The 14,379-nt window shown below is 60.3% G+C and carries 11 protein-coding genes and 1 pseudogene; 7 read left to right on the forward strand and 5 right to left on the reverse strand.

Going from position 1 to position 14,379, the window contains the following annotated elements; translation table 11 throughout:
• Positions 1-49 precede the first annotated feature (49 nt).
• Positions 50-607 (forward strand): TRAP transporter small permease, encoded by a 558-nt coding sequence (locus tag AB2N04_RS00235; protein ID WP_367714374.1) that lies wholly within the window; start codon positions 50-52, stop codon positions 605-607.
• Positions 604-1,890 carry a TRAP transporter large permease gene (locus AB2N04_RS00240; RefSeq protein WP_367714375.1) on the forward strand — a complete coding sequence of 429 codons (1,287 nt, stop codon included), beginning with the start codon at positions 604-606 and terminating at the stop codon, positions 1,888-1,890. Before AB2N04_RS00235 ends, AB2N04_RS00240 begins: the two co-directional genes overlap by 4 nt.
• Before the next feature lie 21 nt (positions 1,891-1,911).
• On the opposite strand, the gene AB2N04_RS00245 is transcribed toward AB2N04_RS00240, so the two are convergent.
• Genes AB2N04_RS00245 through AB2N04_RS00255 form a run of 3 tightly spaced genes read right to left on the reverse strand, consistent with a single transcriptional unit; the run spans position 1,912 to position 5,315 of the window.
• On the reverse strand, positions 1,912-3,222 hold the full coding sequence (locus AB2N04_RS00245) for an EAL domain-containing protein (protein ID WP_367714445.1): 1,311 nt from the start codon (positions 3,220-3,222) through the stop codon (positions 1,912-1,914).
• Positions 3,182-3,502, reverse strand: a complete 321-nt coding sequence (locus AB2N04_RS00250; RefSeq protein ID WP_367714376.1) for a hypothetical protein — start codon at positions 3,500-3,502, stop codon at positions 3,182-3,184. Before AB2N04_RS00250 ends, AB2N04_RS00245 begins: the two co-directional genes overlap by 41 nt.
• Positions 3,503-3,506: 4 nt before the next feature.
• Positions 3,507-5,315, reverse strand: coding sequence for an ATP-binding protein (locus AB2N04_RS00255; RefSeq protein ID WP_367714377.1), 1,809 nt, complete (start codon positions 5,313-5,315; stop codon positions 3,507-3,509).
• A 223-nt stretch (positions 5,316-5,538) separates the two neighbouring features.
• Here AB2N04_RS00255 and AB2N04_RS00260 point away from each other — a divergent pair, with 223 nt between their 5' ends.
• Positions 5,539-6,798 (forward strand): sulfite oxidase, encoded by a 1,260-nt coding sequence (locus AB2N04_RS00260; RefSeq protein WP_367714378.1) that lies wholly within the window; start codon positions 5,539-5,541, stop codon positions 6,796-6,798.
• Positions 6,799-6,884: 86 nt separating this feature from the next.
• The gene (locus AB2N04_RS00265; RefSeq protein WP_367714379.1) at positions 6,885-7,631 is read left to right on the forward strand and encodes a c-type cytochrome; all 747 of its coding nucleotides are present in this window, start codon (positions 6,885-6,887) and stop codon (positions 7,629-7,631) included.
• A 71-nt stretch (positions 7,632-7,702) separates the two neighbouring features.
• Here the strand turns inward: AB2N04_RS00265 and AB2N04_RS00270 are convergent, their stop codons facing one another.
• Together AB2N04_RS00270 and AB2N04_RS00275 are read right to left on the reverse strand one after the other, a co-directional pair.
• Complete coding sequence (locus AB2N04_RS00270) at positions 7,703-8,446, reverse strand: anti-sigma factor (protein WP_367714380.1); 744 nt, start codon at positions 8,444-8,446, stop codon at positions 7,703-7,705.
• Positions 8,443-8,949, reverse strand: coding sequence for an RNA polymerase sigma factor (locus AB2N04_RS00275; protein WP_367714381.1), 507 nt, complete (start codon positions 8,947-8,949; stop codon positions 8,443-8,445). Before AB2N04_RS00275 ends, AB2N04_RS00270 begins: the two co-directional genes overlap by 4 nt.
• Before the next feature lie 297 nt (positions 8,950-9,246).
• Here AB2N04_RS00275 and deoC point away from each other — a divergent pair, with 297 nt between their 5' ends.
• From deoC to AB2N04_RS00290, 3 genes and pseudogenes are all read left to right on the forward strand, one after another.
• On the forward strand, positions 9,247-10,206 hold the full coding sequence (gene deoC / locus AB2N04_RS00280; RefSeq protein ID WP_367714382.1) for a deoxyribose-phosphate aldolase: 960 nt from the start codon (positions 9,247-9,249) through the stop codon (positions 10,204-10,206).
• An 11-nt stretch (positions 10,207-10,217) separates the two neighbouring features.
• Entirely contained in the window at positions 10,218-12,614 is a 2,397-nt protein-coding gene (locus AB2N04_RS00285) for an aldehyde dehydrogenase family protein (RefSeq protein WP_367714383.1), read from the forward strand.
• Between the two features lie 282 nt (positions 12,615-12,896).
• A pseudogene (locus tag AB2N04_RS00290) lies at positions 12,897-14,343 on the forward strand (ABC transporter substrate-binding protein).
• Positions 14,344-14,379: the final 36 nt, after the last annotated feature.

A 14,379-nucleotide genomic window follows, 5' to 3' on the forward strand; every position in this document is an offset into this window, starting at 1 on the left:
ACCCCGCTATCCACCAAATCGTTTTCCGCCCGGCTTGGGATTTCTCGACATGGCACGGCTTGCCCATTGGCTCGATCTTTTTCTGCAGGTGGTGACGCTGACACTGCTTCTGGCGCTTTCCTGCGTGGTGGTGCTCGGGGTTGCCTTCCGATATTCGGGCAATTCGCTCATCTGGTATGACGAAGTGGCAGCGGTGCTACTTGCCTGGATCACCTTTTCCGGCGCTGCACTGGCAACGCTGCGCAATGCGCATCTGGGCTTCAACGGTCTCCTGCTTGGCGCGCCACCAGTCGTGAGAATGGTGCTTTTCTGGCTTGGCGAGGCGATCTTCGTTTCGGTTTTCGCCGCGATGCTGTGGGCAGGATGGGCCATCCTTGAAATCTTTGGCAATGAGAGCATGACCACGCTGCGTTTCGTGCCGCGCAGTTTTGTCCAGTCGATCCTGCCGGTCAGTGCCGGCTTGATGTTAGCGGGAAGGTTTCTGACCCTGCCGCAACGGCTGGGTGCGGCGCAGGCCGGCATCGACCACGAAGCGGTCGAGATTGAAAACGAAATCGCCCGCGCACAGGAAGAGCTGTCGCGCGTTCGCGCGGAGACGTCACGATGACCGAAGCCCTGATCCTGTTCTCCATGTTTGCGATGATTGCGATCGGCCTGCCGATTGCCGTTTCGATCCTGGCAAGCGCACTGGCCGGGCTGTGGCTTCTCAACGGGCATCTCGGATTTCTGAACGCCGCGCTTTCCATCTTCGATGGCGCGACCAGCTTTCCGCTGATTGCCATCCCGCTCTTCATTCTCGCCGGGGCTTTGATGAACACGGGCGGCATCTCCACACGCCTCATCGCCTTCGTATCCGCGCTCATCGGCTTCATCCGCGGCGGGCTTGCCATGGTGAATGTCGGCGTCTCAATGTTCTTTGCCGAAATTTCGGGTTCCGCCGTCGCCGATGTAGCCGCGACGGGGTCTGTCCTGATTCCTGCCATGAAAAAGCGTGGCTACAGCCCGCGCTTTGCCGCCGCGCTCACCTCGTCTTCCGCGTCGCTGGCAATCATCATTCCGCCATCCATCCCGATGATCCTTTATGGCGCGCTGTCGGACACGTCCATCGTGCAGCTTTTCGTAGCGGGCATCGTGCCGGGCGTGATCGGCGGCTTTCTGTTGATGGCGCTCTCTTATTATTTTGCCGTTCGCTACGATCTGCCGCGCGAAGCGGGTTTCAGCCTGCCGCGCCTGTGGGAAACCACGAAGGATGCTGCCTGGGCGCTGGTGCTTCCGGTGATCATTCTCGGTGGCATCTTCGGGGGAGTGGTGACGGCGACCGAAGGTGCGGGTCTAGCCGTTGTCACCGCCCTGTTTATCGGCGTGTTCATCTATCGCGAGATCGACCTCGGCCGGCTCTATCACGCGCTGGTGGAAGGGGTGGTGCAGACGGCGGTGGTCATGCTGCTTGTCGCGACCTCTGCCGTGCTCGGGCTCTATCTCACCGAAACCGAGCTGCCGCAGCGGCTGGCGCAGGGCATTTCGGCAGTCACGACCAACAAGCTGGTCGTGTTGATGATCATCAATGTGTTCCTGCTGTTTCTCGGCATGATCCTGCATGGGGCGGCGGCGATCATTCTGACCGTGCCGATCTTCATGCCGCTGGTGCATCAACTGGGTATCGATCCCGTGCAGTTTGGCATTCTCCTGACGCTCAACATCGCGCTCGGGCAGCAGACACCGCCGGTGGCAAGCGTGCTGGTGACGTCCTGTTCCATCGCCAAGACGGATGTCTGGAGCACAACCAGGACAAATCTGCCGTTCATTGCGGTGCTGGTGCTCGTGCTTCTGCTGGTAACTTATGTGCCGACCGTTTCGCTCGGCCTGGTCGATGTCTTCTACGACCGATAGCAACCGGAGTCTCAAGCGGTCTCAGCGGGTGTTTGAAAACCGGGTGGGAGCATGAACGCGTGTGGGCCGAATGTGCCGGTTGACGGGCGCCGTGGCTGTGGGGACTGCAGGCTCCACCAGTGCGAGCGGCCTGGCGAAATAGTAGCCCTGGGCTATCCGGATACCGGTGTGGTTTCTGATATAATCCACCTCGGCCTTCGTCTCCACGCCCTCGATCACCAGACGCATTCCGAGAGCGTTGCCAAGAGATTCGATTGCCTTGAGGACACTCTGGCTGCGCGGGCGCTGGTCGACATTCTGGACGAATGAACGATCGATTTTCAGCTCGTCCGCCGCAATCGCGGCGAGTGCGGAGAGGGAGGAGTAGCCAACACCGAAATCGTCGATTGAAATGCGCACGCCTGTCTCGCGCAACATCGGCAGGATGTTGGCGCTGAAGAGGTCGCCATCCAGAAAGGCTTCCTCCGTGATCTCGATGATGAAACGTTCCGGGCGCCTGTAGGATGTCAGAAGTTCGAGCAGCTTGCGCATGAAAACCGGGTTGACCGATTGTTGCGCCGTGATGTTGAAGCTGATCGAGGCGTCGGGGGAAAACGCCGTATCGATGAGGGGGAGAGACTCCATCACCTCATTGGCGACATGTTCGGAGACAGCATCGATGATGCCGGCCTGGGTTGCGAGCGCGACGAAATCACCGAGAATACGGTGCTGTCCGTCGTCGTCTCTCCAGCGCAGCAGCGTTTCCACGCCGACCACGCCGCCCGTGTGGATGTCGACCTTGGGCTGATAGACGCAGCACAGTTTCTGGTCCCGAAGCGCCGTGCGCAGGCGCTGTTCTATGCTCATCTTGTCGGTACCGCTCAGGAGGGGCATGGCCGGTTTGAACGCCACCCTCCCGCGCGACTCCGATCTTGCAGCGCGCACCGCCTGATCCGCGGAGACGAGAAGCTCATCGAAACCGGCTCCGTCCTGTGCATAGCGTGCGATGCCGATGGACGCGGACGTGAAGGTCTCGACCCCGTCGATGATGAACGGCTCCTTGATGCGCTCGAGCATGCCGGTCGCGTGGATGGAAAGATCCAGTCCACCGGGCTCCGCCATGAAGATGCAAAACACGCCGTTTGAAAGGTATCCCAGAATATCCGAGCTTCGCGCACAGGATGACAGACGCTCCGAAACGGCCACGATCAGCCTGTCGGTGAACGCTGCCCCGTAATAGTCGTTTGCGCGCGCCAGTCCATCGAGATTGATGAGGAACAATGCTGCCGAGCCGTCTGCATGTTCCTTCAGTTCAGCACTGATCGTGCGGGTCAGAAGTGCCCGATTGGGCAGGGCCGGTCAGCTCGTCGAAGAACGCCAGTCTGAAAATCTCCTCACCGGGACCGGCATCCGGACCGGGCTCGGATCCCACACTGACATGCAGGTTCTGGGGGCCGATCCGGGCCGTGAAGTGCATGCCGGGCTCCGGTTCGTCTGCACGGTGCATGTCGGTTTGCCTGGCGCGCAGATTTGCGTAAAGCCGCTCTCCTCCTTCGTTTGCGACCCGGAAGGCGAATGGAGCGTTTTCCAGCACCTCTTCGAGACTGACGCTGGGTGGGAAAGCTGGCTTCATCGCGTTAGCGACCGAGATATTCGCGTCTGGCTTCCCGCAGCGCTTTGGCAATCTTGTCTTCTGCGGGTTCGGGCGGCTTGGGTGTATCGATCCGGGGCTCACGACCAGGGACGGCCGCCTGTTGCTCGGCGGGCTGGCTTATGATGGAACCGCGCCAGCGTTCCACGACCGCATTGACGAATTCTCGCCGCGACGTTGCGCTCGACCCAAGTGGCAGAATCACATTGGCTTCGCTTCTCGGCAGCAGATCTTCCGAGAGCCGATTGAAAACGAACTGGACAGGCAGCGGCATTCCCTCGCCAAATCCGACGACCTCCCCCGTGCCCAGCGAAGGAACGAACTCCACCAGGTTGGCGGTCGCGTCGGAGACAGCCGACTTGAGCAGCGCCTGATCGCGTTCATTGGCCATACGCATGGCGAACAGCGTGTTGCATTGCGATATGATCGTGGAGTCGAGTTCGGCCGGGCGCTGGGTTACGAGACCGAGATAGACACCGTATTTGCGCCCTTCCTTTGCGATGCGGGCGAGGGCATTCTTGCTGGGCACGAAACCCGCCGTTGGATCTGCCGCTGCAAAGCGGTGCGCTTCCTCGCAGACAAGCAGGAGCGGCATTGCGCCGTCGCTCCACATGCCGAAATCGAAAGCCAGTCTGGAAATGACACACACGACCGCATCAACGACCTCGATCGGCAGGCTGGCAAGCTGAACCACCGTGGCCGGTTTGCCGCTTTCATCCAGGCGGAAAAGCTCGGTGAGGATGGAAACCATCGGGTCTCCGCCAAGCGTCGCGTTTGCGAACATGAACGCATAGCGGGGATCGTTTTTGAGTGTTTCGATCCGACCGATCAACCGGTGGTGCGTCATGCGCGAAGAGCGGTTTTCCAGCTTTCCCATGCGCTCGTCGATCAGGGCAAGCAGATCCGGCATGAGGTAGGGGACCGGCGTGTCGGCGGTGAAGCCGGTCTGCCGCGGTTCCAGCCTGCGCAGTGCGCTTGGACGGTCCGCGAGCTGCTTCCGGCTGAGATACTGGGTTTTGGCAATCGGGATCAACTCGGAAAGGATGTCCTGCTCTGCGGCGATCGGCGGCTTTCCGGCATAGAGGACATCTGAGAGTTCCTCGAAATTAAAGAGCCAGAATGGAAGGCGCAGGTTCTTCGCGCCCACAAGGCTGGCCCTGTCTCCGAAGATCTTTCCATATTCGTTGTGCTGATCGAGAATGAGGATGCGAAGCTCCGGCCATTTTTCGATCACCTGCCGCAGAATGATGGCAAGCCCGCTCGATTTACCGACGCCTGTCGATCCCAGAACGGCAAAGTGCTTCGTGACGAGGTTCTCCACGTCGACGTAAGCGGGAACGCTGGTGTCGTTGTGCAGACGCCCGATCTCGGCAAAGGTGGTTTTGTGTCCACGAAATATAAGGCGCAGCTGTTCGCTCTCGATGATGCGCGCGCGATCGTTGATCGCGGGATAGGCGCTGACACCCCTGCGGAAACGCAGGGCACCACGTTCATCCTTCGAAATTTCTCCCACGAGGTCGATGCGTGCAACAGCCCGTGGTTGTGCGCGTGCGGGTGATTGCTCTGCCTTCAGCGAAACTTCCGTCACGACCGCAAGGAGTTCGCGCTTCCCGGTCTCGATCGCGATGAACTTTCCCACGGTCGTGCGCAGGTCTTCGGCAGCTCCCACAAGGGGCAGTTCGATATAGGCTTCCGAGCCCTTCACCGAACACACGTGGCAATCGGCAACACCTTTCAATGGTGAGCGGCTGATCAATGGTGGACGGCTGGCGAGGCCGGTGCTGGGCTCTGACAACGTGTTTGCGTGTTGCAACTGTTTGGCTCATGAACTGCATTTCAGATCGCGTTAACCGGGAATTTCTCATACAGTTCATAAGCAATACGTTAAGATCGCATCAGGTGTTGCGGGGCCGCGGAAAAAAATTGGAATAATTCCTGCCCCCCGAACGTCTTTACCCAGAAGCATGTTTCCGAGCATGCCCGCCAGCCTATTCGCCAGCGCAGAGGGAGGAACCTAGATGTCGCGTATTGTCGAACCCAATCATTCCGAGGAAGCCAGCGAAAACGTCGTCAGTGCGGGACGCCGCGGTTTTCTGAAGAACACGGGCCTTGCCACCATGGCAGCAATGGTCGGTGCGTCGATCCCGTTTCATCGCAACATGCCCGCAGGCCTCGTGCCGGCGGCTTTTGCCCAGGACAGCGATGTCCTTGCAGGCAAAGACGGGCTGACCCTGCTCAATGACCGTCCGGTCAATGCGGAGACGCCGCCGGAATTGCTGGACGATGCGGTTACCCCCATCAGTCGCCATTTCATTCGCAACAATGGCATTCCGCCGGAAAATGTCGATCCGGAAGGCTGGACGCTCACCATTGATGGCTTCGTCGACAACAAGCTGGAGCTTAGCATCGCCGACCTGCGCGAGCAGTTCGAGGTTGTGACAATGCAGCTTACGCTCGAATGCGGTGGCAATGGACGCAGCGCGTTCGATCCTCCCGCAAAGGGAAACCAGTGGACCTATGGCGCTGTCGCCTGTTCGGAATGGACGGGCGTGCGCCTGAAGGATGTGCTTGAGAAGGCAGGCGTGCAGGAGGGCGTGGTTTACACGGCCCATTACGGTGCCGATGCGCATCTGTCGGGCAATGCGGACAAACTGCCGATTTCGCGCGGTCTTCCCATCGAAAAGGCGATGACAGACAATGTCCTGATCGCGTTCGAGATGAATGGCGAAGCACTGCACCCCATGAACGGCGCTCCGCTGCGGCTGGTGGTTCCGGGCTGGCCTGCCTCTACCGCACACAAATGGCTCACACGGATCGAGCTGCGGGATCAGGTCCATGACGGGCCAAAGATGACGGGAACTTCCTATCGCGTTCCGGCCTACCCGGTGGCGCCCGGGCAGGATGTTCCGAAAGAGGATTTCGTCATCATCGAACGCATGCCGGTGAAATCGCTGGTTACCTTCCCCGCAAACGGCGCAGAGATCGGCATGGAAACGGAAGTGCGCGGCCACGCCTGGTCGGGCGACCGGTCGATCAGCAAGCTCGACATTTCCATCGATTTCGGAACCACCTGGCAAACTGTCGAGCTGGATGATCCGGTCAATGATGGTGCCTGGCAGAACTGGCGCGGAAAGGTCACCTTCCCGCAGGCCGGGTACTATGAGATCTGGGCCCGCGCGACAGACAGCGAAGGCGAGATGCAGCCTTTCGCTCTTGCCTGGAATCCGAAGGGCTATCTCAACAACACGATGCACCGTGTCGGTGTCCGGGTCAGCTGAGAATGCAGCTCAATCGAGCGTGAATCATTTTTTCCGGTGCGGTCTCCCGGCCGCGCCGGCTTTCCCTTCCAAACGGAGATTTGTGGATGTTCCTCTCTAGCTTTCGGCTGGGGCTGATTGCTTCGGCTCTCACTCTGGCCACGCCGGCTCTGGCCGTATCCGACGCGCAGATTGCCGATGCCGATATCGCCAGGGGTGAGAAGGTGTTCAAGCGCTGTGCCGCGTGTCACACGGTGGAGCAGGGCGGCAAAAACAAGGTCGGTCCGAACCTCTTTGGCATTGTCGGCGGACCTGTCGGCCAGGTCGAGGGATACAAGTACTCGCCTGCATTCAAGAAGCTGGACGGAAACTGGGACGTCGAACGGCTCGACGCGTTCCTGCTCAAGCCGAAAGCGGCGGTCAAGGGAACGAAGATGGCGTTTGCGGGTCTCAGGAAGGAGCAGGAGCGGATCGATCTGATCGGCTATCTGAACACGTTTTCCGATGCTCCGATTGAGTTTGGCGCCGCCGCAGAGACGGAAAAGCCTGCCGAAAAAGTGGCAAGCGCCGAGGCGGAACCGGACCAGGGCGATGAACAGGCCATCGAGGGCGACTTCGGCAATCTGAAGGTGGCGCCAGGCGTTGATACGACTTTCTACGCATGCACTGCCTGCCATTCCGAAATGATCATCGCGCAGCAGGGCCTCACGCGTGAGGGCTGGGACGAGATGCTGGAATGGATGGTTGAAGAGCAGGGAATGGATGAGATCGAGGAGCCTGACAGGACCGCGATACTCGACTATCTGGCGACTCACTACAACGAAGATCGCCCCAACTTTCCCTCAGCCAACTGACATTATGGGCCGGTATGAGCTTCACCCTCTGGAAGGGTGAAGCTCGCGCTGCCAACCGAAAGCCGGTTTCATCAGCCGCAGGACGTGGCGCGTGCCGTTGCCTGCCTCAGGGCAACCACGGTCTTCGGTTCCGCCAGCCGGCGCGTGGCCTGTTCCAGATAAGTGGCTATGGCGGCAAATTTTCCTTCATCCATGCTGGTTGCGATGATCGTGTAGAAACGCGCGTTGATCGACCAGTCCGCGCGTTGCATCCCGGCCTGATCGTCGGTGGGGGAAACGGGTGTTTCACTGGAGAAGACGGTTAGCCTGCAGCCTTCTCTGCCTGCGAAATGTGCGGCGCTTCCCCGTGGCATGTCCCGGAGGGCGACAAGGGTGAGGTTGGCGGCAGAAAGATCCGGGAACTCGGCGATGCGTCGGCCAGCCACCGTGTTGAAAACTTCGTTTCGCGAGACAAAGACCTGTTCGGCAAAGTTCTGGTGAATAGCGAAGGCTGTTCTTGGACCGCCGGGTTCCGGCCGATCCGCAGACATTCCGAAGAAATATGCCCCGGAGAAATATGCCAATGCGATGGACCCTGCGAGAGCAGACGCAATCCACCAGCGCCGTTGGCGATTGTCGTTTTTTGCGGGCGGTATGCGTGATTTCCCTGGATGAAGGGCCTTCAGGCTGGCAGAAATCTGCCGGATTTCGGCAAGGGCGGAGCGCAGTTCGGGCTCAGCCTCCAGCCGTCGTGCAAAGGCTCTGCGTCCTTCCACCATCTCCCCGTCATGGAAAGCGTTCAGATTGATCAGATCCTCTTCGGATAGTCTGTTCATGGGGTCTTCTTTACCTGTCCTTCATTCCGGGCATTTCCGTTGACGCGGAGCAAAAGCTCCCTGCGCGCCCGGCTGATCCGGCTCATCACCGTGCCTACAGGCACCTCCAGAACCTCAGCCGCTTCCGCATATTTGAAGCCCATGATGTCTATGAGAAACAGAATCTCCCGCGTATCGGGAGGGAGTTTCTCGAAAGCAAGACGGACCAGCACATCGCGGCCCTGGTTGCTGGTGCCGTCGCTCTCATCCCAGAGACGTTTTTGCACGGCCATATATTCACGGCGCACACGTCTTTTTCTCAACTCGTCATAAAGAAGGTTTCTGATGACGCGAAACATCCATGGCCGCAATTCATCGATCCGCTGCGGTCGCGTGGCGTGGCGCAGGGTACGCTCGATCGTATCCTGAACGAGGTCTTCGGGGCTTTCGCCGGGCCCGCATATCGAATGCGCATAGGCACGCAACTCGGGTAGTAGCAATTCAATCTGCGAGAATTGAGCCATCTGCCCCTGGTCGCGTTCCCTTCACGGAAGACCGCGTGCCTGGCGTGGCAGATGCGGGCTCCGGAGCCAATCACCGCAGTTTAGAACTTCCGGCTATCGGTAAGCAAGACATGGGGTAACGCAGCGCTGCCGGGAATGATGTGCCGAAACAGTGCACAAGGAGAAGGCGTGAGGATCCTGTTTCCCATGCTTGACAGCGAGGTCTCTGTTGTGAAACGATCCAATCATAATGTTTTTATCCTAACATATTGAAGGCTTCCCCGTTTCAATGGGGAAACCGAAACCACGGACGCTGCAATGACCGATGCTCTGGCCCGAAACACCGGCACGCAACTGAAGCCTGAATGGTTTGAGGATGTGACCGTCAACCGCACGGCGGCCGAGCGCCGGGCGGGCACGCTGACGGCGCGACGCTCGGTCAAGAAAGCCTATCAGGCTGCCTGGCTCGTGAAAGCCATCACCTGCATCGATCTCACCACGCTTGCCGGCGACGACACGCCGGGCCGTGTGCGCCGGCTGTGCGCCAAGGCGCGGCGCCCTGTGCGCGAGGATATTCTGGAAGCGCTGGGCCTTGCCGATGCCGGCATCACCACTGGCGCCGTCTGCGTGTATCCGACCATGGTTGGCCATGCGGTCAAGGCGCTGGAAGGGAGCAACATTCCCGTTGCTTCGGTTGCAACCGGGTTTCCCGCCGGTCTTATGCCGCTGCCGCTGCGGCTGGCGGAGATCCGCTATGCGGTCGAAGAGGGCGCGCATGAGATCGACATCGTGATCACGCGTGAACATGTGCTTACCCAGAACTGGAGCGCGCTTTACGATGAGATTGCCGCGATGCGCGAGGCCTGTGGCGCGGCGCATCTGAAAGCCATTCTGGCGACGGGGGATCTCAGCACGCTCACCAATGTCTACCGCGCTTCGATGATCGCCATGCAGGCGGGCTCCGACTTCATCAAGACCTCGACCGGCAAGGAAGGCGTGAACGCCACACTGCCGGTGAGCCTGACCATGGTGCGGGCACTGCGCGACTATCGCGAACATTCGGGTCAGATCGTCGGGTTCAAGCCGGCGGGCGGCCTCAAGACCGCCAAGGATGCACTCGCCTGGCTGACGCTCATGAAAGAGGAGGCGGGCAATCGCTGGCTGGAGCCGGACCTGTTCCGCATCGGCGCAAGCTCGCTTCTCGGCGACATCGAACGGCAATTGGAGCACTACGTGACCGGCCGCTATTCCAGCGCCAACCGTCACGCGGTCGCATGAGGAATCAAGACATGTCTTCCATCAAGGATATTCTGAGCACCATGGAATACGGCCCCTCTCCGGAAGCCAATGGCGATGTTGTTGCGTGGCTCGACACCCATGGCCGCTCCTTCGGCCATTTCATCGATGGGCGCTTTGTCAAACCGAAGGGCGCGCGCCAGATTGCTGTTTCCAATCCGTCGGATGGGTCGCAGCTGGCCGAGATCGCATGCGGCACGGTAGAGGATGTGGACGCCGCCGTAAAAGCGGCGCGTGGTGCATTCGGCAAATGGTCAAAGCTTTCCGGCCATGAACGCGCAAAATATCTCTATGCCATTGCCCGCCATGTGCAGAAACGCTCGCGTTTTCTTGCGGTGCTTGAGACCATGGACAATGGCAAGCCGGTGCGCGAGACGCGCGACATCGACATTCCGCTGGTTGCCCGCCACTTCTACCACCATGCAGGATGGGCCGAGATGGTGGAAGACGAGTTCCGCGGCTTCTCGCCGGTGGGTGTGTGCGGGCAGGTGATCCCGTGGAATTTTCCGCTGTTGATGCTCGCCTGGAAGATCGCGCCGGCGCTGGCCGCCGGCAACACGGTGGTGCTGAAACCCGCCGACCTGACGCCGCTGACGGCGGTCGCCTTTGCCGAGATTTGCCATGAGGTCGGCTTGCCTGCCGGTGTGGTCAACATCGTTCAGGGCGACGGCGAAACGGGTGCCGCCGTCTGCGGCCATGAGGGCGTCGACAAGGTGGCGTTCACCGGCTCCACGCAGGTGGGCCGCGTCATCCGCGAGCAGATCGCCGGTTCCGGCAAGAAGCTTTCGCTGGAGCTGGGCGGCAAGTCCCCTTTCATCGTGTTCGAGGATGCCGATATCGATGCGGCTGTCGAAGGCGTGGTGGACGCGATCTGGTTCAACCAGGGCGAGGTGTGCTGCGCCGGTTCACGCCTGATCGTGCAGGAAGGCATCGCAGAGCGCTTTCATGCCAGGCTGAAGGCGCGTCTTGAGACGCTGCGCGTTGGCGATCCGCTCGACAAGTCGACGGATGTGGGCGCCATCGTTTCGCCGGTTCAGGTGGAGCGGATTTCCGCGCTGGTGGCAAAAGGTGTCGAGGAAGGCGGTCAGCTCTGGCAGGCTGCCGCGCCGCTGCCTGAAAAGGGAAACTACATCGCGCCCGGCTTTTTCACCGATGTCGAGCCTGCCGCGACCGTCTGCCAGGTGGAAATCTTCGGCCCCATCGCCGCTTCCATGACCTTCCGCACGCCGGACGAGGCCGCGGCACTCGCCAACAACAGCCGCTACGGGCTGGCCGCTTCCGTCTGGTCGGAGAACATCAATGTGGCACTGGATCTCGCCGCGCGGGTGAAAGCCGGCGTTGTCTGGATCAACTGCACCAACATGCTCGATGCTGGCGCGGGCTTCGGCGGCTATCGCGAGAGCGGCTTTGGCCGCGAGGGCGCGCGCGAGGGGCTTTACGAATATCTCGCCGCCGACTGGGAAAAGAAGCTTTCCGCTCCCAAGACATCGGAAGCTTTCGTTCCCTCCGCTTCTCCGGCGGGTGAGGGCAAGGTACTGGTCGAGGGCATCGACCGGACCATGAAAAACTATATCGGCGGCAAGCAGGCGCGGCCCGATGGCGGCTATGTCTATTCGGTCGCCGGCAAGGGCGGTGTGCTGATCGGTCAGGCCGGTATCGGCAATCGCAAGGACATTCGCAATGCGGTCGAGGCGGCGGCGAAGGCCGGCGGCTGGGCCGGCGCGACCGGCCACAACCGCGCGCAGGTGCTTTACTATCTGGGTGAAAACCTGGAGGCGCGGCGCGAGGGCATGGAGGCGCTTCTGTGCGAGAGCACGGGCGTGAGCGGCAAGAAGGCGACCGAAGAGTTCGACACGGCGCTGCGTCGCATCTTCTATTACGCGGCGCAGGCCGACAAGTTCGATGGCGCGGTTCACTCCACCCAGTCGCGGCATGTGACCCTTGCCATGAACGAACCCTTCGGCGTGATGGGCATTGCCTGCCCGGATGAGGCACCGCTTCTCTCCATGGTTTCGCTTGTTCTGCCGGCAATCGCCATGGGCAACCGGGCGGTGGTCGTGCCGTCCGCGCGCCATCCGCTGATCGCCGGCGATTTCTATCAGGTTCTGGACACGTCCGACGTACCAGGCGGTGTCGTCAACATCGTCACCGGCGAGCGCGATCTTCTGGTGAAGACGCTTGCCGAGCACGATGAGGTGGCAGCCCTCTGGTATTTCGGCTCGGCGGAAGGAAGCGCCATGGTCGAGAAGGCGTCGGCCGGAAACCTGAAGTCGACCTGGGTCAACAATGGCCGCATGCCGAACTGGATCGATGATGCCGAGGGACGCGGGCGAGACTATCTGCGGCGTGCCGTTCAGGTGAAGAACATCTGGGTTCCCTACGGCGCCTGACACGCGGTTCACATTCTACAAGATAGCGTTCTGAAGGAATAAATTTCGCACCGGTCTGGCATATATGCTGGTCCGGTGCGAACATTGTGCTCTTTGTGGGATTCAAATGTCTCGCAGTCATCGTGTTTGCCGGTTAGATTAGCCACGAAACTGCGGGGCCAGGGCCATGGGCCGGGTGACCACGCGGGTTGGAATATGCAAAGGACACGCAAGATGACAGCATCGCTGAAAGAGACGGATCTGGGCTTTCGCAGCCTGACGATTGGTGTGGCTTTCGCCTTAATGGGGGCGACCGGCGCCATGGCGCAGGACAATGCAGACCCCTCCGCCGTCATTCGCATCGGCTCGCTCTACGAGCCGCAAAACCTCGACAACACGGCAGGTGCCGGGCAGGGCATCAACGAGGCCTTCAACGGCAATGTCTATGAGGGCCTGTTCCAGCTCACCGACGATGGCGACGTGGTGGAAAAGCTCGTTTCCGGTTTCGAGATGAGCGAGGACGGGCTCACCTACACCTTCACGCTGCAGCCGGATGTCACCTTCCATTCCGGCGACCCGCTGACGGCGGCGGATGTGAAACACAGCATCGAGCGCGTCACGGCGGAAGGATCGCAGAACTCGCGCAAGCGGACGCTGGCCAACATCGAGAGTGTGGAGGCAAAGGACGACAACACCGTTGTTGTCACCTTGAAGGAGCGCTCCATCTCGTTGCCCTACAATCTGACCTATGTGTGGATCGTCAACGATGCCGCCGAGGACCTGACCTCCAGCGAAGACGGCACCGGCCCCCTACAAGCTCGACAACTGGCGGCGCGGTTCCAGCATCACGCTCTCGCCCTATGAAAACTACTGGGGTGAGAAGCCGAAAAACGGCGGCGTGACCTTCTCCTATTTCAAGGAGGCGACCGCGCTCAACAATGCGCTCCTGACCGGTGCGGTGGACATCATCACCAGCGTGCAGAGCCCGGATTCGCTGATGCAGTTCCAGGACAATCCGTCTTTCGTGGTGACCGATGGCCAGTCCACCACCAAGGAAGTGCTCGCCTATAACGACCGCGTCGCGCCTTTCGACAATGTGAAGGTGCGCAAGGCCGTTGCTCGCGCCATCGACCGCGAGCGACTGTTGAACTCCATCTGGGGCGATTACGGCACGCTGATCGGCTCCTTCGTGCCGCCGACGGACCCGTGGTATGTCGACCTCACCGACGTCGACCCCTACGATCCGGAAAGCGCCAAGGCGCTTCTGGCGGAAGCGGGCTATGCGGACGGCTTCACCTTCACGCTCGACACGCCGAACTACGACCCGCATCCGATCGTCGCCCAGTTCCTTCAGAACGAGCTGGCCAAGGTCGGCATCAAGGTGGAGATCAACATCATCACCGCCAATGAGTGGTACACGAAGATCTATCAGGCGCATGATTTCCAGGCGACTCTGCAGGAGCATGTCAACCACCGCGACATCGTGTTTTACGGCAACCCAAATTTCTACTGGGGTTACAACAACCCGAAAGTGGTGGAGCTGATCGCATCTGCAGAGGCCAGCAGCACCGAAGCCGAGCGCGATGAAAAGCTGAAAGAGGCAAATCGCATCATCGCTGAGGATGCCGCCAGCGGATGGCTTTATCTCTATCCGCAGATTGTGGTATCGACCGCGTCGGTCAGCGGGTATCCGGTCAATGGCCTGAACTCGCAGTTCTTCGCATACGATATCGTCAAGCAGGCTCAGTAACCGATCCGGCGAGCCGCCATACGGTTCCACCTCGTG

The organism is Nitratireductor sp. GISD-1A_MAKvit, from assembly GCF_040819555.1.
Taxonomy (GTDB): Bacteria; Pseudomonadota; Alphaproteobacteria; order Rhizobiales; family Rhizobiaceae; genus Nitratireductor.

Coding starts and splice junctions, on each gene's coding strand:
- AB2N04_RS00235 (WP_367714374.1), top strand. CDS start 50: ATGGCACGGCTTGCCCATTGGCTCGATCTTTTTCTGCAGGTGGTGACG.
- AB2N04_RS00240 (WP_367714375.1), top strand. CDS start 604: ATGACCGAAGCCCTGATCCTGTTCTCCATGTTTGCGATGATTGCGATC.
- AB2N04_RS00250 (WP_367714376.1), bottom strand. CDS start 3,502: ATGAAGCCAGCTTTCCCACCCAGCGTCAGTCTCGAAGAGGTGCTGGAA.
- AB2N04_RS00260 (WP_367714378.1), top strand. CDS start 5,539: ATGTCGCGTATTGTCGAACCCAATCATTCCGAGGAAGCCAGCGAAAAC.
- AB2N04_RS00265 (WP_367714379.1), top strand. CDS start 6,885: ATGTTCCTCTCTAGCTTTCGGCTGGGGCTGATTGCTTCGGCTCTCACT.
- AB2N04_RS00270 (WP_367714380.1), bottom strand. CDS start 8,446: ATGAACAGACTATCCGAAGAGGATCTGATCAATCTGAACGCTTTCCAT.
- AB2N04_RS00275 (WP_367714381.1), bottom strand. CDS start 8,949: ATGGCTCAATTCTCGCAGATTGAATTGCTACTACCCGAGTTGCGTGCC.
- deoC (WP_367714382.1), top strand. CDS start 9,247: ATGACCGATGCTCTGGCCCGAAACACCGGCACGCAACTGAAGCCTGAA.
- AB2N04_RS00285 (WP_367714383.1), top strand. CDS start 10,218: ATGTCTTCCATCAAGGATATTCTGAGCACCATGGAATACGGCCCCTCT.